This window comes from Paracoccus sp. MKU1 (assembly GCF_001447385.1).
Lineage (GTDB): Bacteria > Pseudomonadota > Alphaproteobacteria > Rhodobacterales > Rhodobacteraceae > Paracoccus.
The window spans coordinates 1-19,247 of record NZ_LLWQ01000179.1 but is presented as its reverse complement, the minus strand read 5'-3'; the positions used below and the strand labels follow the sequence as shown (position 1 = coordinate 19,247).

Sequence of the window (19,247 nt, the reverse complement as noted above, 5' to 3'; positions counted from 1 at the left end):
GTCCAACGTGCTCTTGCGAATAAGAGAAGGCTGGACTTCAGGTCCAACCGCTCGCTCAGTCTGGGCAAGTTGAATTCGTTGGCTCACTTGGGTCGGGTTCGATTGTACCGCTGGTCTTCAGATCGAAAAGGCTTACGCGGCTGACCGTGTGAGCAAGTTGAGGCTGAAGCGCGTCCCCGCAACCATCTTTACTTGCGCGCTCGGCAAGTCTTGATCTGATCCTGCCCCCGCAACCAACGATAATTGCGAAACCTCCGCTGACACCGTCGCGGAGGTTTTTGCATTTTTACCCTCATTCCGCAGCGATCGGCTGTTGCGCCCTCCCGCAACCAACGATCCCGGCGATAGCAGGTTGTCCAAAGCCTCGGCCTCCGCAAGGAAGTCGGGGTTTTTCTTGCCCGCCGCAAACCGCAGGATCGCACCGAGGTCGCCGCGCAGGACGATGGCTAGCTCGCCATTGTCGGGAACCAGCGTCACCTGATCGACCAGCGACCGAAAGGTCTCGGCAGCGCGAGTACGACCGTCTTCATCTTGCAGATGTTCGTAGAGTTGGCCGATCCGCTGGGCATAGAGACCGGCCATGTTCGGATGCATCAGGGGAGGCGGCTCGTCGGCATTGGCGAGTTTGTCCGCCAGTTCCGCCTTGCGGGCTTCCAGCCCAGTCATCTTCTCCTTCATCGAAGGGTGATACATGCCATCGGTGATCGCATTGATGATCTGGGAAATCTGCCTGCTGATCTTGTCCAGTTCCCGTTTCCAACCCTCCAGATCGGCGCCGCGCTCGATGCGCAGCCGATTCACCTCCCTGGTGAACTCGGTACAGAACTCCTTGAACAGCGCGGGATCCATCAGATGCTTGCGTAGCCCGTTGAGGATCGAGGCTTCCAGCGCGTCGCGCCGGATGTTGAGCCGGTTGTCGCAGGTGCCCTTGTTGCGCGCCGTCGCACAGCCGAGCAGATCCTTCGAGATCATCGTATAGCCGCCACCGCAGCAGCCGCATTTGACGAGGCCGGCGAAGAGATGCTTCGGGCGACGCCGGTCGTTCAGGGGATTCGGGCTGGTCTCGACCACATCGTAGGCGAGGCGGCTCTGCCGTGCCTTGACCGCATCCCAGACATCCTGGTCGATGAGCCGCAGGTCGGGAACCTCATGGACGACCCAATTGCTTTCCGGGTTCAGGCGGGATACGCGCCGACCGGTGTCGGGGTCCTTGATATAGCGCAGCCGGTTCCAGACCAGCTTGCCGATATAGAGTTCGTTGTTCAGGATGCCGGTGCCGCGCTTCGGGTTGCCGTGGATCGTTGATGGTCCCCATTCGCTGCCCTGCGGCCCCGGTACGCCTTCGCGGTTCAGCGCCATGGCGATAGTGCGCGATGATTTCCCCTCGAGATAATCGGCAAAGATGCGGCGCACGATCCCGGCCTCAGTCTCGTTGATGGTCCGGTCGCCGCGGACGGCTTCCCCACGATCATCGAACTTCTTAACCACGTCATAGCCGTAGCAGAGACCGCCGCCGGATTTGCCATCCTCGACCCGACCGCGCAGCCCACGGCGGGTCTTGTCGGCCAGATCCTTCAGGAACAGCGCGTTCATCGTGCCCTTCAACCCGACATGCAGATGGGTGATCTCGCCCTCGGACAGGGTGAACATCTTAACATCGGCATAGGTCATGCGCTTGAAGATACCGGCGATATCCTCCTGGTCGCGTGAGAGGCGGTCCATCGCTTCGGCCATGATCATGTCGAAGCGGCCGCGCAGGGAATCGGAGATCAAGGCTTGAACACCCGGCCGCAGGATCATGCTGGCGCCGGAGATGGCGTGATCGGTGTATTCCTCGACGACGGTCCAGCCTTCCTTTTCGGCGCGCAGGCGACACATGCGCAGCTGATCGGTGATCGAGGCGTCACGCTGGTTGTCGGACGAGTAGCGGGCGTAGAGCGCGACCTTCATGCGGACACCTCAGTCTGGGAGGCGGCCGCCCGCCAATCGGGCCGTCTCCTGTTGGACGAAATCGCCCGCAGCCTGCCGGGCGAGTTGCCGGACGAGATCGGCGAGGCGGGGGTCGGGGTTGCGGGTGCCAGCAACGCGCGCAACGGCTTCATCGGTGGTCTCGGTGACCAGCCGAAGCTTCGATGCGGTGGTTTGTCGTTGCCGTGCCATTCCCGTGCCGATCCCTGAAGAGCCTGCACAGAGACTACGCAGCATTTCCAATGCGTTACAGAGAAGCGCCCGGCGGCGTTCGGCGGGGAATGGAGGGCTGGGTCGGGCATTGGCGTAGTCCTGAGCAGCATGGCGTCGCAAAAATACTGGCGCGACGATGTGCGAATTTGCGGCTCGCCAGGAGATTTGAACATCTGCTCGCACAGCGCGACGTTCCAGCCATGTCCTGAGGTCAGTCTAATGCGGGCAGGGGGCAGCTGCAATACTTGGCTGGGTCGACAGTTGGACCAGGTGGCCTGACCCCGAGCAAGAAGGGCAATTCTAGAACGGAATCTCGTTGTCCGAAGTGGTGTTTGCTGAGTCCCGGTCGGCCTCGATCCGTTCGATGAAGGAAAGCGATGCCAATACGCAATCGACGATGAACCGCGCCTCCGAAACAGCAAGGAGGTCGTTGTCATGCGCGAAAGAGCGCTTGTTGCGCGCGTCATTGAGACCTTCAAAGAGCTTATGCTGAACGCGCAGGGTCGGTAGTGCAAATTGGCTCACTACACCTTCATCTCGCACCGCTTTGCCATATGCACCGAAAATGGCGTGTAGTGGTGTCGATGGATCGCACGGCATACCTCGATCCGCTAGCAGTGCACGGAACCGCTTCACGCAGTATGTGTGTATGCGATCGAGTGCCACATCAGGCTTGTTGCCGATCAGATCCCCAGCGATCGACGCTCGTAGCTTGGGCAAAGTCGTATCGCTCGAGAAGTCCTTGAACGCCTCGTCCAGATTAAGCGATGAGGAGTTCTCCAACTCGTTGGTGAACTGTTCGAGCCACATCTTGAGTCGCGTCTCCTGATCGGAATTGTCTTCCACGAAACCGTCCAGGCTACAACGATAGTCCCATAGTGCGCGCGAAGGACGCGAGCAACGAGGCGTGGCTCGGCGACCTCGATAAAACCCCTCAGCGTCTTGCCCTTGCTATCGCCCTCGATCTGATAACGTTCGTCAAAAATATTGAAATCGAAGAATTCTTCAAACCATTCACCCATGGTCCGGTCAGAGAAATTCAGAACGTAGCCACCACCACTGTGAAATATCTGGTCGAAGGTGATTCTGTGCTGCGGCGTCAGCCGGCGTGTTCGACCGAGTATTTCCGGTTGCTTATTGGGATCTGGAGCGGTGCTTTGCATCATTCCTCAAGATAGTCCGAGGGGTACAGGTCGCGCAACTTCGAGAGGGCACGTACCGCCGCTTGACATCTCGAACTCGACCGAAGCTGCGCTAGGTTAGGAGCGACCGGCTTGCCCCGCAACTCCGGCTTGTCGCGCTGCTCGACCGAGGCATAGAACGCATCCATATCCACATGGATGATCTTGCCGATATTCCTGTCTGGCTCGGCGGCCTCCCCGATCTGTTCTCCCGATCCCGACATGCTTCGTCGTCAACCTGTCGGAGTTGCCGGTTTTTCGATACCTTCCAGCCGATCGGCGGGCAAAGGTCGTTGCAGGGCCTTCGCCTCGCGCCAGTCGGCCGTCAGCCAGACCTCCACCTCGTCGGAATTGGTCAGGATCACTGGCATTGCCTTGGGATGGATCGGCTTCACCACTTCGTTGGCATCAGTGGTGAGGAAAGCGAAGAGTTCATGTTCGCCCGGTCTCGGCGTGCGGTTCGATCCGCGCGTCCCTTCCCATCGGGTCCAGATCCCGGCGAAGAAGAACAGGGGCTGCGCCTGGTCGAGCGCGAACCAGTAGAGTGGTTTGCGCTTCGTCACCGGATCAGGCACCTGCCCGTATTCCGAGAACGCCGTCGCCGGGACGACGCAACGGTGCTCAACCCCGAGCCACTGTTGCCAGTGCCGTATCCAGGTCTTGCGAACATTGGTGACGCCGGTGTCAGGCGCGTCCGGGGTCTTCAGATGCTCGACCGGCGTGGGCATTCCCCATGTAAGGCGAGCAAGCTCCAGCCCGCCATCGGTTTTGCGCACGACCGGCGCGGGCCGGTCGGGATAGACGTCGAGGATCGGTTCCAGATTGCCGATACTGTCGTGGATGAGCGCCACGAAATCCCGGATCGCCTGCTGGTTGGTGGTCAGATTGTAGAGATTGCACAAACCCGCTTCTCCGATTTTGCGGCCATCATACGCCAGAAGTTCCGGCAAGGCTTCCGATCACATCTTACGAGACTCAGATTGACTCCCGCCGCGCACTAGAACAAACAAAGAACATAACGACAGGATTTGCCCTTGAGAAGATCCGGAGCCTGCCTTCCAGATGCACGAGCTCGCCATCAGTCCAGCCATTGCGGCCCTTCGTGTGCGAATCGCGCAGCTTGAAGGTGATGGCGCTCGCGCGCGGGAAGTGCTGCCCTTCGGCGTTCCGTCTCTGGACCGCAAACTGCCCGGTGGTGGGTTGGCTCTTGGCTGTCTGCATGAGGTTGCGGGCGGCGGCAACGGCGCCGTGGACGGCGCGGCGGCGGCCTGTTTCGTGGCCGGGATCGCCGCGCGGACCCAAGGCAAGGTGCTGTGGTGCGTCGCCCAGCAGGATCTGTTCGCGCCGGGCCTGGAACAGGCCGGCCTGCCGCCCGATCGCGTCATCCATGTCGAGGCCGGCGATGACAAGTCGGTCCTGGCCTGCATGGAGGAAGGCCTGCGGCACGGTGGGCTGGGCGCGGTGGTCGCCGATATTGCCCGGCTGCCGATGACCGCCTCGCGGCGGCTGCACCTGGCCGCCAAGGAAAGCGGCACCATCGGCCTCGCCCTGCGCCGCTGGCGGCGGCAGGCCGAGGCCAGCGATTTCGGCCAGCCGACGGCGGCGATGACCCGCTGGCGGATCTCGGTGCTGCCGTCCCGGCCTTTGCCCGTGCCCGGCGTCGGTCGCGCGCGCTGGCTGATCGAACTGATCCGGGCGCGGGCGGGAGAATCCCTCGATATCGAACTGGAGGCGTGCGATGGCTCGGGTCATCTCGGTCTTCCTGCCGACATGGCCGACAGACCGGCTGCGGCGGAAGGCCGGCGACACAGCGCCGCCAGTTGAGGTGCCGCTCATCATTGCAGGACGTGATCGTAACCGCCGTATCGTGACGGCGGTCGACGCGACCGCGCAGGCGCTCGGCCTGCGGGTCGGCATGCCCGTCACCAAGGCGCAGGCGCTGGTGCCGGGACTGGTGATTGAACCCGCCGACCCAAAAGCCGATGCCGAAAGCTTGGAGCGCCTCGCGCTCTGGGTGTTGCAACGGATCGCGCCGATTGTGGCGGTCGATCCGCCGGACGGGATCGTGATCGACTCTACCGGCGCGGATCATCTGCATGGCGGCGATGCGGCGATGCTCGATGCGCTGATCGGGCGGCTCACCTTGTCGGGTGTGTCTGCACGGGCCGCCATTGCCGACACCTGGGGCGCGGCCCATGCGCTGGCGCGCTATGGGTCCAATCCGGTGCTGATCGCCATGCCGGGGGCCAGCATCGACATGCTCGCGCCGCTGCCGCTGGAGGCTCTACGGCTGTCGCCCGCGATCCCGGCTGGCCTGCGCGATCTGGGGTTTTCCCGGATCGGCGATCTGATCGGCCAGCCCCGCGCGCCCCTGACGCTGCGCTTCGGGCCGGAACTGTCCCGTCGGCTGGATCAGGCCCTGGGCAACAGCGCCGAACCCATCGAGCCGCTGCGCCCCGAGGACATGATCGAGGCGCGGCGCAGCTTTGCCGAACCCATCGCCGCCGCTGAGACCATCGCCCGCTATATTGGAAAGCTGGTCGCAACGCTCTGCGAGGCGCTGGAGGTCCGCGGCCTCGGCGTGCGCCGCCTCGACCTGCTCTGCCACCGGATAGACAGCCGTGTCGAGACCGTCCGCATCGGCCTCGCGCGGCCGGTGCGCGACCCTCAGCGCCTGACCCGGCTGCTCTGCGACAAGATCGAGACCATCGACCCCGGCCTCGGCATCGAGATCATGACGCTGACGGCCACGCTGGCGGAACCCATGACCGAGCGCCAGGCCGTGAGCCACCTGATCGAGGCGCCCGAGCCTGACCTGTCAGGCCTGATCGACACGCTCGCCAACCGGGTCGGCGCCCGCGCGATTTATCGCTTCGCGCCGGTGGCCAGCGATGTGCCCGAGCGATCCGTCTGCCGCATTCCGGCCCTGGCGGAAGAGACCGGCGCGGGCTGGCCCGATCACTGGCCGCGCCCCTCGCGGCTGTTGCCCCGTCCCGATCCGATCGAGACCATGGCGCTGCTGCCCGACGATCCGCCGAACTGGATCTCGTGGCGCGGCGTGCGGCGGCGGGTGCGCCGGGCCGATGGCCCCGAGCGGGTCTTCGGGGAATGGTGGAAGCGCGATGCCGAGCTGGTCGCGGTGCGGGATTATTTCCGCATCGAGGATGACGCTGGCGAACGCTTCTGGATCTTCCGCGCCGGTGACGGCGAGGATGTCGCCACCGGATCGCATCGCTGGTTCCTGCACGGGGTTTTCGGATGAATGCGCCCCGCTATGCCGAATTGCAGGTCACCACGCAGTTTTCCTTTCTGCGCGGGGCCTCTTCGGCCGAGGAATTGTTCGCGACGGCGGCGGCGATGGGGATCGAGGCGCTGGCGGTGGTGGATCGCAATTCGCTGGCGGGCATCGTTCGCGCCCATGAGGCGGCGAAGGCAACCGGCATCCGGCTGATCGTTGGCTGCCGCCTCGATCTCGCCTGCGGCATGTCGGTGCTGGTCTATCCGACCGACCGAGCGGCCTATGCCCGGCTCTGCCGGCTGCTGACGCTTGGCAAGGGCCGGGCCGGCAAGGGCAAGTGCCACCTGGAATGGGCCGATCTCACCGCCTATGGCGAAGGGCTGATCGCGGTGCTGGTGCCGGATGATGCCGATGAATACTGCGGCTTCCGATTGCGCCGTTTGCGCGATGCCTTCGGCGACCGGGCCTATCTGGCGCTGACCCTGCGCCGCAGGCCCAACGACCAGATGCGGCTCTGGGAGCTTTCGCAACTGGCGCAGCGGATCGGCGTGCCGACCGTCGTGACCAATGACGTGCTGTTCCACGAGCCTGGCCGGAGGATGCTGCAGGATGTGGTCACTGCGATCCGCCACAACACCACCATCGACCAGCTGGGCTTTCGCCGTGAGCGTCATGCCGACCGCTATCTCAAGCCGCCCGCCGAGATGCGCCGGCTCTTCGCCCGCTGGCCCGAGGCGCTGGCCCGCACCATCGAGATCGCCGACCGTTGCCGCTTCAGCCTGGATGAGCTGCGTTATCAATATCCGGAGGAACGCGACGATCCCGCACTGACCCCGCAGGAAACACTGGTGCGGATGACCTGGCAGGGCGCGGCCAACCGCTACCCCGAGGGCGTGCCGGATGAGGTGACGGCGGCGTTGCGCCATGAGCTGACCCTGATCGGCAAGCTCGATTACGCGCCCTATTTCCTGACCGTGAACAGTATCGTCCGCTTTGCCCGGTCGCGCGGCATTCTCTGTCAGGGGCGGGGATCGGCGGCGAACAGCGCCGTCTGCTATGTTCTCGGCATCACCGCCATCGACCCCGGCCGCAACGATCTGCTGTTCGAGCGCTTCGTCTCCGAGGAACGCCGCGAACCGCCGGATATCGACGTCGATTTCGAGCACGAACGCCGTGAGGAAGTCATCCAATGGGTCTATGAGAACTATGGCCGTGACCGGGCCGCGCTGACCGCCACCGTGACCCGCTATCGCTCCAAGGGCGCGCTGCGCGATGTCGGCAAGGCCATGGGGCTGCCCGAGGATCTGATCCAGACACTCTCCGGCCAGCTCTGGGGCTGGTCCGAGACCGGTGTCAACGATCAGCAGCTTCGTGAGTTGAACCTCAACCCGGAGGATCGGCGTTTGCGCCTGACCCTTGATCTGGCCGCCCAGCTTCGCGGGGCGCCGCGGCATTTGTCGCAACATCCCGGCGGCTTTGTCCTGACCCATGACCGGCTGGACGAGTTGGTGCCGATCGAACCCGCCGCCATGGCGGATCGCCAGATCATCGAATGGGACAAGGACGACATCGACGCCTTGCGCTTCATGAAGGTGGATGTGCTGGCGCTGGGGATGCTGACCTGCATGCGCAAGGGGCTGGATCTGATCGTGGAACACAAGGGCATCGCCCTTGATCTGGCGACGATCCCGGCCGAAGATCCGCGCACCTATGCGATGATCCGCAAGGCGGACACGCTGGGAACCTTCCAGATCGAAAGCCGGGCGCAGATGTCCATGCTGCCGCGCCTGAAGCCGCGCACCTATTACGATCTGGTGGTGCAGGTCGCCATCGTCCGGCCTGGCCCGATCCAGGGCGATATGGTCCATCCCTATCTGCGCCGCCGCGAGGGGTTGGAAGAGGTCGATTATCCGACACCCGAACTGGAGAAGGTGCTGGGCAAGACCCTCGGCGTGCCGCTGTTTCAGGAACAGGCGATGCGCGTCGCCATTGAATGCGCGGGCTTCACCCCCGGTGAGGCCGATATGCTAAGGAAGAGCATGGCCACATTCAAGCACACCGGCGGCGTCTCGAAATTCCGCGACAAGCTGATCTCGGGCATGGTTGCCAAGGGCTATGAACAGGACTTTGCCGAACGCACCTTCCGGCAGTTGGAGGGCTTCGGCTCCTACGGCTTTCCCGAAAGCCATGCGGCAAGTTTCGCGCTGATCGCCTATGCCTCGGCCTGGCTGAAATGCTGGCATCCCGATGCCTTCTGCGCCGCGCTACTGAACAGCCAGCCGATGGGATTCTATGCCCCGGCCCAGATCGTGCGCGATGCGCGCGACCATGGCGTCGAGTTGCGCCCGATCTGCGCCAATGCCTCCCGCTGGGATTGCACGCTGGAGCCGACCGGCAACGAGGCGCGCTTTGCGGTTCGGCTTGGCCTGCGCATGGTCAAGGGGCTTGCCAATGCCCATGCGGCGGCGATTGTCGCCGCCCGTGCCGATCAGCCATTTGCCTCGGTCGAGGATCTCTGGCGGCGGGCCGGGGTTCCGGTCGCCGCATTGGTCCACATTGCCGAGGCCGACGGTTTCCGCCCGCCCTTCGGCCTCGCGCGCTGCGAAGCGCTTTGGGCGATCAAGGGGTTGCGCGACGAGGAACTGCCGCTGTTTGCGGCAGCCTCGGCACGCGAGGGCCTGACGGTTTCAGAGATATCGGAGCCGTCCATCGCCCTGCGGCCGATGGCGGCTGGCGGCGAGGTGGTCGCGGATTACAGCCATACCGGCCTGTCGCTGCGCCGCCATCCGGTTGCCTTCCTGCGCGAGGCTCTGCGCAAGCGCCGCATGGTCTCCTGCGCCGAGGCGATGGGCGCGCGCGACTGCCGCTGGCTGGAGACGGCGGGGATCGTCCTCGTCCGCCAGCGGCCTGGTTCGGCCAAGGGCGTCATGTTCATCACGATCGAGGACGAGACCGGCATCACCAATCTCGTGGTCTGGCAGAAAGTGTTCGAGTGCTATCGGCGGGCCATTCTCTCATCGAGCATGATTGCCGTCAGGGGGCGCGTTCAGCGCGAGGGCGAGGTCGTGCATCTCGTTGTCCATCGGATCGTCGATCTGTCGCGGGATTTGGCCAGCGTTGGGCAACGCGACGTGGCGGCCCTCCTGCCGGATGGCAGAGGATGCGAACTCCACCAAGAATCTCCGACGCCTGATCTGCGCGGTCAGCCACCGAAGGGGCTGCGGGCGTGCAGTATGGCTGTGCCCGACCCGCACGTCGACGCGATCAGGGTAAAGACGCGGGATTTTCGGTAATGGTCGGAACCTTTACGACACCCAGCAACCTCGCATTGACCGCAGTTGCAGAAAACGAAATCGGCTCTTTGCGGCCGCGCGACCGCACAGAGGCTAACTTCTGCTTTCCTTAGCAAGATTGATCGTACGGTAACAGGGATGCTTGAAAACTTGCCTGCTACACTCAGTCGTCGACCAGCAGCAGATACATCCGCATGCGATCCACCACCGCAGGGTACTCTTCCATGTTTGAGATCTCTGGCTCACGCTCGATAGTGGCGGAATAGGCCTGATGCGTCTGAACGCGGCTCAGAAAGCCGCGCTTGATGTCGCTAAAAGCGAGCTTGTTCGGGGTGTCGAAGCCGCGTCTGATCCCGGCTGCAAGGCAGTCAATGACAGAGACCGGCGTAGCCGTTCCGTCGGCGACGGCAGGTATCTCGCTTGCCGTGCGCGCGGCTAGACCGGCAGCGAAGGAAAGGCTGAGAGGCACTAGCTGAGAGACTAGCTCACGGGCACGCGGGCAAATCGCCTTTTCAGCGGGGTCGCCGCCGAGTTGTCTTTCGATTTCGCGCAAGGGTTCGCCGCATAGCCAGGCCAGAATGCCGGGTTCGAGGTTTCTTACGGCGTCGGCCGTCAGCGGTCCGTCCTTCTTGTTTCCGGTAGCGCCGAGAATTGCTCTACCATCACGGATCAGAATAGCATCGCGCGCATCCTGATCCTCTGCAAGCCAGTTGATGATCCAGGACGTCCAGTCCGGTATTGTCTGGGGTAGCCGTTCAATCTGATCCTCGATCCTTTGCCGCAGCGATTTGAGGATGCCGAGCGGCGCGCCGCTCTGGGTGGCAAGCTCCGCCAGGACCTGATCATCGGCCTCCTTCGCTCTCTCGCCGATAAGCTCGTTCAGTCGCGCGACTTTCGCATCGAACCCCGCTTTCTGATTGATCCTTATGGCCGTGAAGGCAGCCAGTGATCGTCCTATCGAAAAGCGCGTCGTTGCTTCGGTTTCTGCGCCTTCAGGCGCGACCGCAGTGGCTAGGCGGTTCAGGGCATACTCGACGTCGGGATCGACAGCAGCCGCCACATTAATGCGATCAAGAATTGTCTGCAGGGGATCGCTCAGGGACAGGCAGCGGTCGTCCTCTGGCAGTACCGACTTCAGCTTGTCGAGCACCCCTTTTGGGAAGGCCCTACCTTGCCTGAATTGAAGCACGACTTCAGGGATCAGGAGCACGATGCCGTTGGCGAGGTGACCGGCGCGCCCTGCACGGGCCGCAGCATTCAGTATCTCGTGCGCCTCCAGGTCTTCACGCCCTCCTTCGTCCGGGTCGCTGCGCTTGTCCCCGGCAAGAATGGCAATATGAGCTGGAAGGTTCAGACCCTGCGCCAGCGTCGGTGTAGCAACGATGACTTTTGCCCCGTCGGCACGGCGGAACAAGCGTTCTGCCAGATCGCGCTCCAGCCTGAGCATCAGCGCATTGTGGGGCACGGCGGCAGCGGGACCGGCCAAGATCGCATGTTCCAGCCCGCCAAGCTCGATCTCCAGCGCCTTCCATCGCTCTTCTTCATCTTGCGTTTGCTCTGGCGGGTCGCCCAGCAGCGCCGAGATTTCACGCGCAGTGGACGCGGCAGTATCCTTGCGGTTGACGAAGACGATACCTTTCAGGCCGTTGCGCGCCGCAGCAGCCGCAACTTGCGCGGCGACCTTGTTTACATTCGGCGTCAGATAGATCGAACCATCCCGGTTGAGCTTACCGGTTAACGGGACCGGCGCATCGGAAATGGCCGCCAGGGTGCAGCTTGGCGCTGCACCGGCCAGCCAGTTGTGCTGAAGCCCGAAGAGAGCATGCGGCGGGCATTGCAGCGCTTCGGCAGCTGGTTTGCGCAGATGCTTTGCGCGCTTTTTCTTTCGGGCATCCTCCGCGCGCTGAACGGCGATCGCGTTGCGTCTCATCTGCACGATGGCGGCACTCTCATACAGCAGGACGCCGCGCGCCTGTCGGCTCGGCTTCCAAAGCGGATCGGCAAAAACACAGGTCCGACCGGTGAGCTCTTCAATCCACTCTGCGAATGCCGCGCCATTATCAAGCATCGCTGAAAGAAAAAGGAAATCGGCTTCCGGCGCGATGCTGTTGAAGGCAAGGACGCAGAACATTCCGTCCAACGCCCGGCGGAGATTCGATACGGGGCTGAGGAGATGACATTCGTCAAAGACCAGCAGCCCTACGTTTTCAAAAGCCTCGGGCGAATATGACAGAAGTGCAAGACAGCGCTCCGGCGTCATGACCTCGATGCTTTCGAAGTTGGTACCGGGAGCGAACAAGCGATCGAAATCGCTCGAAACAACCGAACCTTCCAGCGATTCCGGGAAGACCTTCTGCAGATCGTCGGTGAGTTGATCCACAAGCGCGTGAGTTGGAGCCAAGAACACAACCGACTTGCCGCTTGCCAGTACAGCAGCAATCTTCAGGCAAGAGACCGTCGTTTTTCCCGCGCCGGTCGGCAGAACGAGCACGGCGGACTTGCCGCTCTCGTGGAATCCTTTCGCTATGGCCTCCCTATGATTGGGCCAAGCGAAAGGTGTGGCATTCGCACGATGCCTCAGCCAGCTTCGCCAATAATCCCGATCTGAACCATTGGGCGGCTGCAGGCGTGTAACCGCCGCGCCCGCAATGGAGTCGTAGGCTGCCAGCAGCAGTGATGCGAGGTGACGTGGTCCCGGATAGGTGGTCTGAAAATTCTGGGACAAATCGCCGAGGCGCCCGTGCTCCAGCGAAGAGAGGGCCAACACGCGGGCGAACGCCGCCCTTGCGCCGTCGAACCGCCCTGCCGCCTTCTCGGGCATATCTTCTGCCAGAACTTCCGCAGCAAACAACTCGACACCGACGACAAGGCTCTCGAAGAGCGCCGTTGTCCCCCGCTGTTCAAGCAGTCCGCCGGAGAAGAACCCCTCCGGACGGCGCTGCGCGCGGTCAAGAATGCTCTGGAAATTGCCGCGCGCCAGGTCACGGATATCTTCGGCCAGAATGGTGCAGACATAGTCCTGCCCTCCATCTTCCGGCCTGATAAAGCGCGCGGCTTCGTGGGCGTCCGCATACTGCTCGGCCACCAGAAAAAGCACCGCCGCCGCGATCGCCGGATGGATGCGATCCCGATCCATGATGGCAACAGACCCGGCAGCATCGGTCTGCGCGAGGTCCTGCGCCAGAATTTGATGCGCCGTGCCGGCAACGAATGCCGCCGCTCTGCGGTGGTCGGCATCACGCCGGACGGACACAACGATCTCATAGGCGTCGGCAATACGGGCGAGAGGCCATTCGCCGTCAGCAGCGCCGTCACCCGCCGCCTCTTCAGCGCCATCGACGCGCCTCATTCTGCGGGCAGCCAGTTCTGCATACTGCGCTGTAAGCAATTGCGGCAGCTCGGCAGGATTCAGGCCTGGCAAGGCTGGCGCAGTACGCATGATTTCCGCTGTCACCGGATCGAACATTGGTGATCGTCCTCCCCGAGCACGTCAATGAAGGCGATCGCCCGACCGGCAATCTCGTCAAACCAGGTGCGCAGTTCCGAAGGCGGCAGGAATGTCGCCCCGATGCGCTGCGCCCCGGTGATCTTTTCAAGCCCCTCATATCCTTTGAACAAAGCTGTGCGTCCCGCCTCCGAGTCGTGGTCAGGGTTGATCGTCAATCCGGCGCGGTAGGCCCTGAATGCCATATCCAGTACGCGCCCTGCAGCCTCCATGACCGCTTCGTCGGGAATCCTGCCGTCAAGCAGCGAAGATGTTGCCGCCACCAGCTCCGAAGCCCTTTTGCCCGCATGGTAGTTTCGGAAGGCAGGCAGAACTTCGTCTCTGAATTTTCGCCGGGGGTCGTTCGAACATTTGTCTTCGAGAATTGTCGCGCGGACGACCGTTTCACCTTTTTCGTCCAGTTCGATCATGAGCCCGTCAAGACCCTGTGTCGTCGCGCTGATGTGCGGGTCTCTCATGAGCACGTTGGCGGCAGCACCCTGTCGGGCGGCGATCCAGGAGATCGCCTCGAAGATCAGACCGTCGCGATGCCATCGGTGAGCGTCCTGCTTTTCCGGCGTGTCTCCGGTCACGGTCAGACGCTGTTTCGCGTCGGAACGGAGCACGTCGATTGTCAAGGCCGGAACCGCTGGCTGCAGGTCCGCGATAATTCGCGCCGCGTGCTTCGCCTGTCCCATCGCGATGATCGCTATGAGCCGCGCTAGTAACTTGACATCACCGACCGTCCAGTGATCGCCGACACAGTGCTCGTTGACCTTGCACGCTGCCGTCGAAATCGCCGTTGGGGACGCAACTCCGGCCTCCGGCCCGGCCGAAACGGTTATCTTGTCGGGGCTGTCTATCTCATGGGCCTTGTTCATCTGGTTAAGACTCTCTTAGCAGCGGCGGCTGCATGCGCGTTCTTTTCAATGACAGTGCTGCGGATGTGCGACAACAACTACATGACTTTATTTGGTTTTACGTGAGAAACGTACTTCAAGTCGAGCAATCTGTTCTGTGAAGTGGCTCGAGGGGTAGCTCGCGATCGGGAACATCGGGAAGTTTGTGGTCATTCGCGCTCACGGCAACGAACGTCCGTTCTCCGCCCCTTCAATCGCTCAAGCCTCTGTTCGGACTGTCACACTATGCAGGCGCAGTGAACGACTACAAGGTTCATCATGGCTGAGATTCTCAGGTGGCAGGGAAAAGCCTTCCCCCTGGTCGGCACTGCGTTGCCGACGCACCCCCATCAGCGGGGAGACCCCGCAACGCCCCCTGAGAGTTCGAGTGCGGGCGGGTTTTCCGTGACGGGTTAAGGACTGGAGGAGTGGCCTCCGGCGCCCGTCGCGGAGATCATCCCGATGGCCAGACAGGACCGCGCCCGTGAAGGCGGCGCCCGCAGCAATCTTTACGACGACATCACCGGCAAGATCATCGCCGAGCTGGAGGAAGGACGGCTTCCCTGGGTCCAGCCTTGGGGGACTGCGGCGAAAGCGCCGCTTGCCATGCCGCGAAACGCCGCGACCTCGCGGCAGTATTCCGGGATCAATGTGCTGATCCTCTGGGGTGCCGTGGTCCAGAACGGCTATCCGACCCAGCATTGGCTCACCTATCGCCAGGCGGCAGCCCTCGGCGGCAATGTCCGTAAGGGCGAGCACGGCACGACGGTCGTCTATGCCGACCGCTTCACCCCGGAAGACGAGAAGCGCCGAGCCCGCGAGACCGGTGAAGAACCGGGACGCGTCCCGTTCCTGAAGCGCTTCACCGTTTTCAACACCGCGCAATGCGAGGGCCTGCCAGAAGATATTGCCGTGGAGGCGCCACCACCGCCGCCCGGTATGATCGAGCCGAAGGTCGAGGCACTGATCCGCGCGACCGGGATCGATTTCCGCATCGGCGGAGATCGCGCCTTCTATGTGCCGGCACTCGATTATGTGCAGGTGCCGCCGCCGGCCGCCTATTTCGAGCCGATTAACTGGCACCGGACGGCGCTGCACGAGATGGGGCACGCCACCGGCCATGCCTCGCGCCTGGGGCGGGATTTCTCGGGCAGTTTCGGCACGAAGAAATACGCCTTCGAGGAGCTGGTCGCCGAGATGAACGCGGCATTCTGCTGCGCCTCGCTTGGTATCGTGCCGACCGTGCGCCATGCCGACTATATCGGCTCCTGGCTGGAGGTGCTGCGCGAGGACAACCGCGCCATCGTCCGCGCAGCTTCTCAGGCCAGCAAGGCGGCCGACTGGCTGCTGTCGCATCTGCCCGACGAAGATGCCGGGGAGCCGGTTCCGGCTGCAATCGAAGGGAGGGTCGCGGCATGATCCTTTTGACCGGAACACAGCGCGACCGGCTTCTGGCCAATGGTCGCCAACGTGATGTGGATCACATCCCCGTCGTGAAATTCTTCAACCCCTTCGGCGCGGGCGTCTGGCTCGCCACTGAGCTGGATCAGGGCGGCGACATCATGTTCGGCCTGGCCGATATCGGCTACCCCGAACTTGGCTCGTGGAGCCTGGAAGAGCTGCGCAGGGTCCGATTGCCCTTCGGCATGGGGATCGAGCGGGATCTGCTCTTCACCGGGGATTTCCCGATCTCGGTCTGGGCGGAGGCTGCGCGGGAAGCCGGCAGCATCCGTGCGGCGGAGCGAGCCCTCTACCGCGCCGGTGCGGCATTCACCTGCACATCCGCAGATACGGAAAGCCAGGATTCCTGATTTCCGGCTGTCGGCTTTGTGGCCTGGCGTCGCGCTCTTCAGAGGAAGAGGGCGGCGCTTCGCTTCGTGACGGGTTGGAGGTCGAGAGAGAGGCTCCCGGCCGCCCGTCGCGGAGAAACCACCATGGCCAAAGCTGCCAGGAAGAAGCCCGTCGCCCCGATGATCGTCTTTTCGCGGGCGCGCGACATTCCGTTCAACCGCATCAGGCTGTCGGACAGCAATGTCCGCGAGACCGATGTCGAGGCGGGTCTGGACGAACTTACCCATGACATCGACCGGCGCGAGGATCTCGTGCAGGGTCTCAATGTCCGCGCCATCCTCGACGAGGACGGCAATGAGACCGGCGAGTTCGAAACCCCGGCCGGCGGCCGCCGCTACAGGTCCATCGCGCGCCTTGTCGAGGCCGGTCGCTTCCCGGCCGAAGGGCTCGTGCCCTGCATCGTCAAGAAGGCCGACGCCAAGACCTCGGCCGTGGACGACTCGCTGGCCGAGAACCTGCTGCGCCTCGCCCTGCATCCGCTCGACCAGTTCAAGGCGTTCAAGCGGATGTTCGACATGGGCATGTCGAAGGAGGAGATCGCCGACGCATGGCGGACCACCCCGCGCTACATCATGCAGCGTCTTCGCCTCGCCACCGTTGCGCCGACGCTGCACGACGCCTATGCGCGCAACGAGATGACGCTGGCGATGCTGGAAGCCTTCACCGTCAACCCCGACCACGAGCGCCAGCAGCAGGTCTGGGAGCGCATCAGCACGTCGTGGCAGAAGGAACCCTGGCAGATCCGCAACATGCTGACCGAGACCACGGTTCCGGCCGCCGACAAGCGCGCCCGCTTCATTGGCGTTGACGCTTACGATGCGGCGGGTGGCCCGGTGCTGCGCGACCTCTTCTCCGAGGAGAACGGCGGCTGGTTGCAGGACGTCACGCTTCTCGACCGGCTGGTCGACGAGAAGCTGCGCACCGTCGCCGACGAGATCGCCGGTCAGGGCTGGAAGTGGATCGACGCGGCAGTCGAGCTGCCCTACGGCCACACCAACGGGTTGCGCAGGCTGGTCGGCGTGACCCAGGAACTGACCGACGAGGAACGCGCCACCCGAGAGGCGCTGCGCGACGAGTATGACGAACTCGAAGCGCAGTATGCCGAAGCCGACGAGCTGCCCGATGAGGTCGATCAGCGGCTCGGGGAAATCGAAGCCGAGCTGGAAGCCTTCGAGAATCGGCCTGTCACCTTCGCGCCGGAAGACATCGCTCGTGCCGGTGTCTTCGTCAGCATCGGCCGCGATGGCGAGTTGATCGTCAGCAACGGCTACGTCCGCTCCGAGGACGAACAACCCGAGACCGTCGATGGCGAGGATGCCACCGAGGGTGCGGACCCGTCCGATCCCGATGCGGTGCAGCGCGCGGTCATCACCGTCGGCGGCGAGCCCGTCCCGGACGCCGATGAAGAGGATGACGATGCCGTCAAGCCGTTGCCCGAGCGACTCGTGACCGACCTGACCGCCTGGCGGACGCTGGCGCTGCGCAATGCGCTTGCCAAGAATCCGCGCGTCGCCATGACGGCGCTGCTGCACAAGCTGGTTCTCGATACTTTCGAGCGCACCGCCACCTCGGGAACCAGCCTCTATGCCGCCGTGCGTCACATCTATCTTCCCACGGATGCGACCGGGCTCGCTGACAGCGCCGCCGCGAAGATGATCGACGAGCGCGCGGACGCCTGGCGGGGGGACATTCCCTCCGGTGATGACGACCGGCTCTGGGACTGGATCGACGGTCTCGACGATGCCAGCCGCCTGGCGCTGCTTGCGCATTGCGTCAGTTTCGGCGTCAACGCGCTCTACGAGCGGCCCAACCCCTATTCGGGGAATGGCATCTCGCAGCACGGTCTCGACCGCCGCATGGCCGAGGCCGAACGGCTGGCGCAGGCCACCGGCCTCGACCTCGTCGAAGCGGGCTGGAGGCCAACGGTCGAGAACTATCTGGGCCGCGTGACCAAGACCCGCATCATCGAGGCGGTGCGCGAGGGTGCCGGCGATCGCGCGGCCGATCTCATCGCGCATCTCAAGAAGGGCGACATGGCGAAGGAGGCCGAACGGCTCCTGGCCGATACCGGCTGGCTGCCGGAGCCGCTGCGCCCCGCCATCGAGGCGCAGGCCGTGGATGGCGCGACCGATCAGGACGAGGACAGCGTGGCGCTGCCCGACTTCCTCGCCGGTGGCCATGAGGACACGGCCGAGGCCGCCGACGATCCGGAGGCCCTCGTCGCCGCCGAGTGACGCGAATCAGCGGGGCGGCCTCCGTCGCCCCGCATTCCATCCCTTCCATCTCAAGGCCCGGCATCTCGCCGGGCCGCTTTCGTTTCAGGAGCAAGATCATGTCCGCTTCCCTCATCTTCGACATCGTGCCGCTCGGCTCGCTCGTGGCCTACAGCGACGGCCAGCCGAAGCCGCCCGCACGTTTCACCAAGAAGCTCGCCGCGTGGAAATCCCGCAACGGGGCCGGTCGTCTCGTGCGCAAGGAACCGGGCCGCGAGCGCCCGACCTACACGACCACGCCGTCCTTCACCCTGCATGAAGGCGATTTCGGCGAAGGCGGCATCATTCTTATCACCGTCATGCGCAGCTACGGCATCGACAGCGATCTGAGCTTCCGGGTGATCGAACGCCCGAAGATCGGTCAAGTCCGCGTTGTGCAGGATGTCGGAGAGAACGTCGAATTGCTGCACCTCGCGGAGAACCACGAGGCGGCCGAACTCTGGCTAGCCAGGAACGGCTACACCCGCGCGCGCCTCGAGGAGATCACCGCCGACGAGGCAGGCGCCGACGCCGTCGAGGGTCGAGCTGCCGCGTGACGTTCGCCGATCCCGTTCATCCGGCCCGCTTGTCCCGTGACGGCGGGCCTTCTTCGTTTCAGGAGAACACAATGGCCATTCCCGATCCCGTTCGAACGAACTTCGACACTCTGCTTCGTGCTGCCGATGACGGCAATCTCGCCCTTATGGAATGCCTCGACGCCGCGACCCGTGAGACACGCTATGTCCTGTGCGCGGTCGGCCGCGACGGGGGTGATTACGTCTTCACGCCGTTCGGCCATCTCGCAAGCGGCAACCCCTATGACGCCTATCTGCCGCCGGATCCCGACGATCCTGCCGGCTTTGTCGAG

Annotated in this window: 16 protein-coding genes; 10 read left to right on the top strand and 6 right to left on the bottom strand. The window is 63.6% G+C overall.

Annotated elements, in window-relative coordinates; all coding sequences use genetic code 11:
- Positions 1-132: 132 nt before the first annotated feature.
- Positions 133-1,950, bottom strand: coding sequence for a recombinase family protein (locus AQY21_RS14215; RefSeq protein WP_058098291.1), 1,818 nt, complete (start codon positions 1,948-1,950; stop codon positions 133-135).
- A 51-nt stretch (positions 1,951-2,001) separates the two neighbouring features.
- Between AQY21_RS14215 and AQY21_RS29045 the strand changes: the two genes are divergently transcribed.
- Entirely contained in the window at positions 2,002-2,178 is a 177-nt protein-coding gene (locus AQY21_RS29045; RefSeq protein ID WP_161906020.1) for a hypothetical protein, read from the top strand.
- 303 nt (positions 2,179-2,481) lie between these two features.
- Here AQY21_RS29045 and AQY21_RS14205 read toward each other — a convergent pair whose 3' ends face one another.
- A complete protein-coding gene (locus AQY21_RS14205; RefSeq protein ID WP_152988235.1) occupies positions 2,482-3,027 on the bottom strand; it encodes an abortive infection family protein in 546 nt (181 codons plus the stop codon).
- A 32-nt stretch (positions 3,028-3,059) separates the two neighbouring features.
- Between AQY21_RS14205 and AQY21_RS28710 the strand changes: the two genes are divergently transcribed.
- Entirely contained in the window at positions 3,060-3,359 is a 300-nt protein-coding gene (locus AQY21_RS28710; RefSeq protein WP_152988234.1) for a hypothetical protein, read from the top strand.
- Here the strand turns inward: AQY21_RS28710 and AQY21_RS30215 are convergent.
- On the bottom strand, positions 3,344-3,586 hold the full coding sequence (locus AQY21_RS30215) for a hypothetical protein (RefSeq protein WP_058098288.1): 243 nt from the start codon (positions 3,584-3,586) through the stop codon (positions 3,344-3,346). The genes AQY21_RS28710 and AQY21_RS30215 overlap by 16 nt on opposite strands.
- A 9-nt stretch (positions 3,587-3,595) precedes the next feature.
- The gene (locus AQY21_RS14195; RefSeq protein ID WP_238986787.1) at positions 3,596-4,312 is read right to left on the bottom strand and encodes an SOS response-associated peptidase; all 717 of its coding nucleotides are present in this window, start codon (positions 4,310-4,312) and stop codon (positions 3,596-3,598) included.
- Positions 4,313-4,424: 112 nt separating this feature from the next.
- Between AQY21_RS14195 and AQY21_RS14190 the strand changes: the two genes are divergently transcribed.
- From AQY21_RS14190 to AQY21_RS14180, 3 genes are read left to right on the top strand one after another with little or no spacing between them, the layout of a single operon-like run.
- Complete coding sequence (locus AQY21_RS14190; protein ID WP_058098286.1) at positions 4,425-5,186, top strand: ImuA family protein; 762 nt, start codon at positions 4,425-4,427, stop codon at positions 5,184-5,186.
- A complete protein-coding gene (locus tag AQY21_RS14185; RefSeq protein ID WP_058098285.1) occupies positions 5,101-6,624 on the top strand; it encodes a DNA polymerase Y family protein in 1,524 nt (507 codons plus the stop codon). The genes AQY21_RS14190 and AQY21_RS14185 overlap by 86 nt, the downstream gene beginning before the upstream one ends.
- Positions 6,621-9,893 (top strand): error-prone DNA polymerase, encoded by a 3,273-nt coding sequence (locus AQY21_RS14180; protein ID WP_058098284.1) that lies wholly within the window; start codon positions 6,621-6,623, stop codon positions 9,891-9,893. The genes AQY21_RS14185 and AQY21_RS14180 overlap by 4 nt, the downstream gene beginning before the upstream one ends.
- Before the next feature lie 163 nt (positions 9,894-10,056).
- On the opposite strand, the gene AQY21_RS14175 is transcribed toward AQY21_RS14180, so the two are convergent.
- The gene (locus AQY21_RS14175) at positions 10,057-13,359 is read right to left on the bottom strand and encodes a DEAD/DEAH box helicase (protein ID WP_058098283.1); all 3,303 of its coding nucleotides are present in this window, start codon (positions 13,357-13,359) and stop codon (positions 10,057-10,059) included.
- Positions 13,344-14,258: a hypothetical protein gene (locus tag AQY21_RS14170; RefSeq protein ID WP_058098282.1), complete on the bottom strand. Its 915-nt coding sequence runs from the start codon at positions 14,256-14,258 to the stop codon at positions 13,344-13,346. The genes AQY21_RS14175 and AQY21_RS14170 overlap by 16 nt, the downstream gene beginning before the upstream one ends.
- A gap of 480 nt (positions 14,259-14,738) precedes the next feature.
- Here AQY21_RS14170 and AQY21_RS14165 point away from each other — a divergent pair, with 480 nt between their 5' ends.
- The 5 genes from AQY21_RS14165 to AQY21_RS14145 form a co-directional block, all read left to right on the top strand.
- Entirely contained in the window at positions 14,739-15,695 is a 957-nt protein-coding gene (locus AQY21_RS14165; RefSeq protein WP_058098281.1) for an ArdC family protein, read from the top strand.
- Entirely contained in the window at positions 15,692-16,087 is a 396-nt protein-coding gene (locus AQY21_RS14160) for a DUF2958 domain-containing protein (protein WP_058098280.1), read from the top strand. The genes AQY21_RS14165 and AQY21_RS14160 overlap by 4 nt, the downstream gene beginning before the upstream one ends.
- 123 nt (positions 16,088-16,210) lie before the next feature.
- Positions 16,211-18,361, top strand: coding sequence for a hypothetical protein (locus AQY21_RS14155; RefSeq protein WP_058098279.1), 2,151 nt, complete (start codon positions 16,211-16,213; stop codon positions 18,359-18,361).
- 98 nt (positions 18,362-18,459) lie between these two features.
- Complete coding sequence (locus AQY21_RS14150; RefSeq protein WP_058098278.1) at positions 18,460-18,936, top strand: hypothetical protein; 477 nt, start codon at positions 18,460-18,462, stop codon at positions 18,934-18,936.
- A 71-nt stretch (positions 18,937-19,007) separates the two neighbouring features.
- A partial coding sequence (locus AQY21_RS14145) for a DUF6117 family protein (RefSeq protein ID WP_058098277.1) occupies positions 19,008-19,247 on the top strand: 240 nt, incomplete at its 3' end.

Bases quoted from the DNA above. Each gene is read 5' to 3' on its own strand.
- AQY21_RS14215 (WP_058098291.1), bottom strand. From the start codon at position 1,950: ATGAAGGTCGCGCTCTACGCCCGCTACTCGTCCGACAACCAGCGTGAC.
- AQY21_RS30215 (WP_058098288.1), bottom strand. From the start codon at position 3,586: ATGTCGGGATCGGGAGAACAGATCGGGGAGGCCGCCGAGCCAGACAGG.
- AQY21_RS14190 (WP_058098286.1), top strand. From the start codon at position 4,425: ATGCACGAGCTCGCCATCAGTCCAGCCATTGCGGCCCTTCGTGTGCGA.
- AQY21_RS14185 (WP_058098285.1), top strand. From the start codon at position 5,101: ATGGCTCGGGTCATCTCGGTCTTCCTGCCGACATGGCCGACAGACCGG.
- AQY21_RS14180 (WP_058098284.1), top strand. From the start codon at position 6,621: ATGAATGCGCCCCGCTATGCCGAATTGCAGGTCACCACGCAGTTTTCC.
- AQY21_RS14175 (WP_058098283.1), bottom strand. From the start codon at position 13,359: ATGTTCGATCCGGTGACAGCGGAAATCATGCGTACTGCGCCAGCCTTG.
- AQY21_RS14170 (WP_058098282.1), bottom strand. From the start codon at position 14,258: ATGAACAAGGCCCATGAGATAGACAGCCCCGACAAGATAACCGTTTCG.
- AQY21_RS14165 (WP_058098281.1), top strand. From the start codon at position 14,739: ATGGCCAGACAGGACCGCGCCCGTGAAGGCGGCGCCCGCAGCAATCTT.
- AQY21_RS14160 (WP_058098280.1), top strand. From the start codon at position 15,692: ATGATCCTTTTGACCGGAACACAGCGCGACCGGCTTCTGGCCAATGGT.
- AQY21_RS14155 (WP_058098279.1), top strand. From the start codon at position 16,211: ATGGCCAAAGCTGCCAGGAAGAAGCCCGTCGCCCCGATGATCGTCTTT.
- AQY21_RS14150 (WP_058098278.1), top strand. From the start codon at position 18,460: ATGTCCGCTTCCCTCATCTTCGACATCGTGCCGCTCGGCTCGCTCGTG.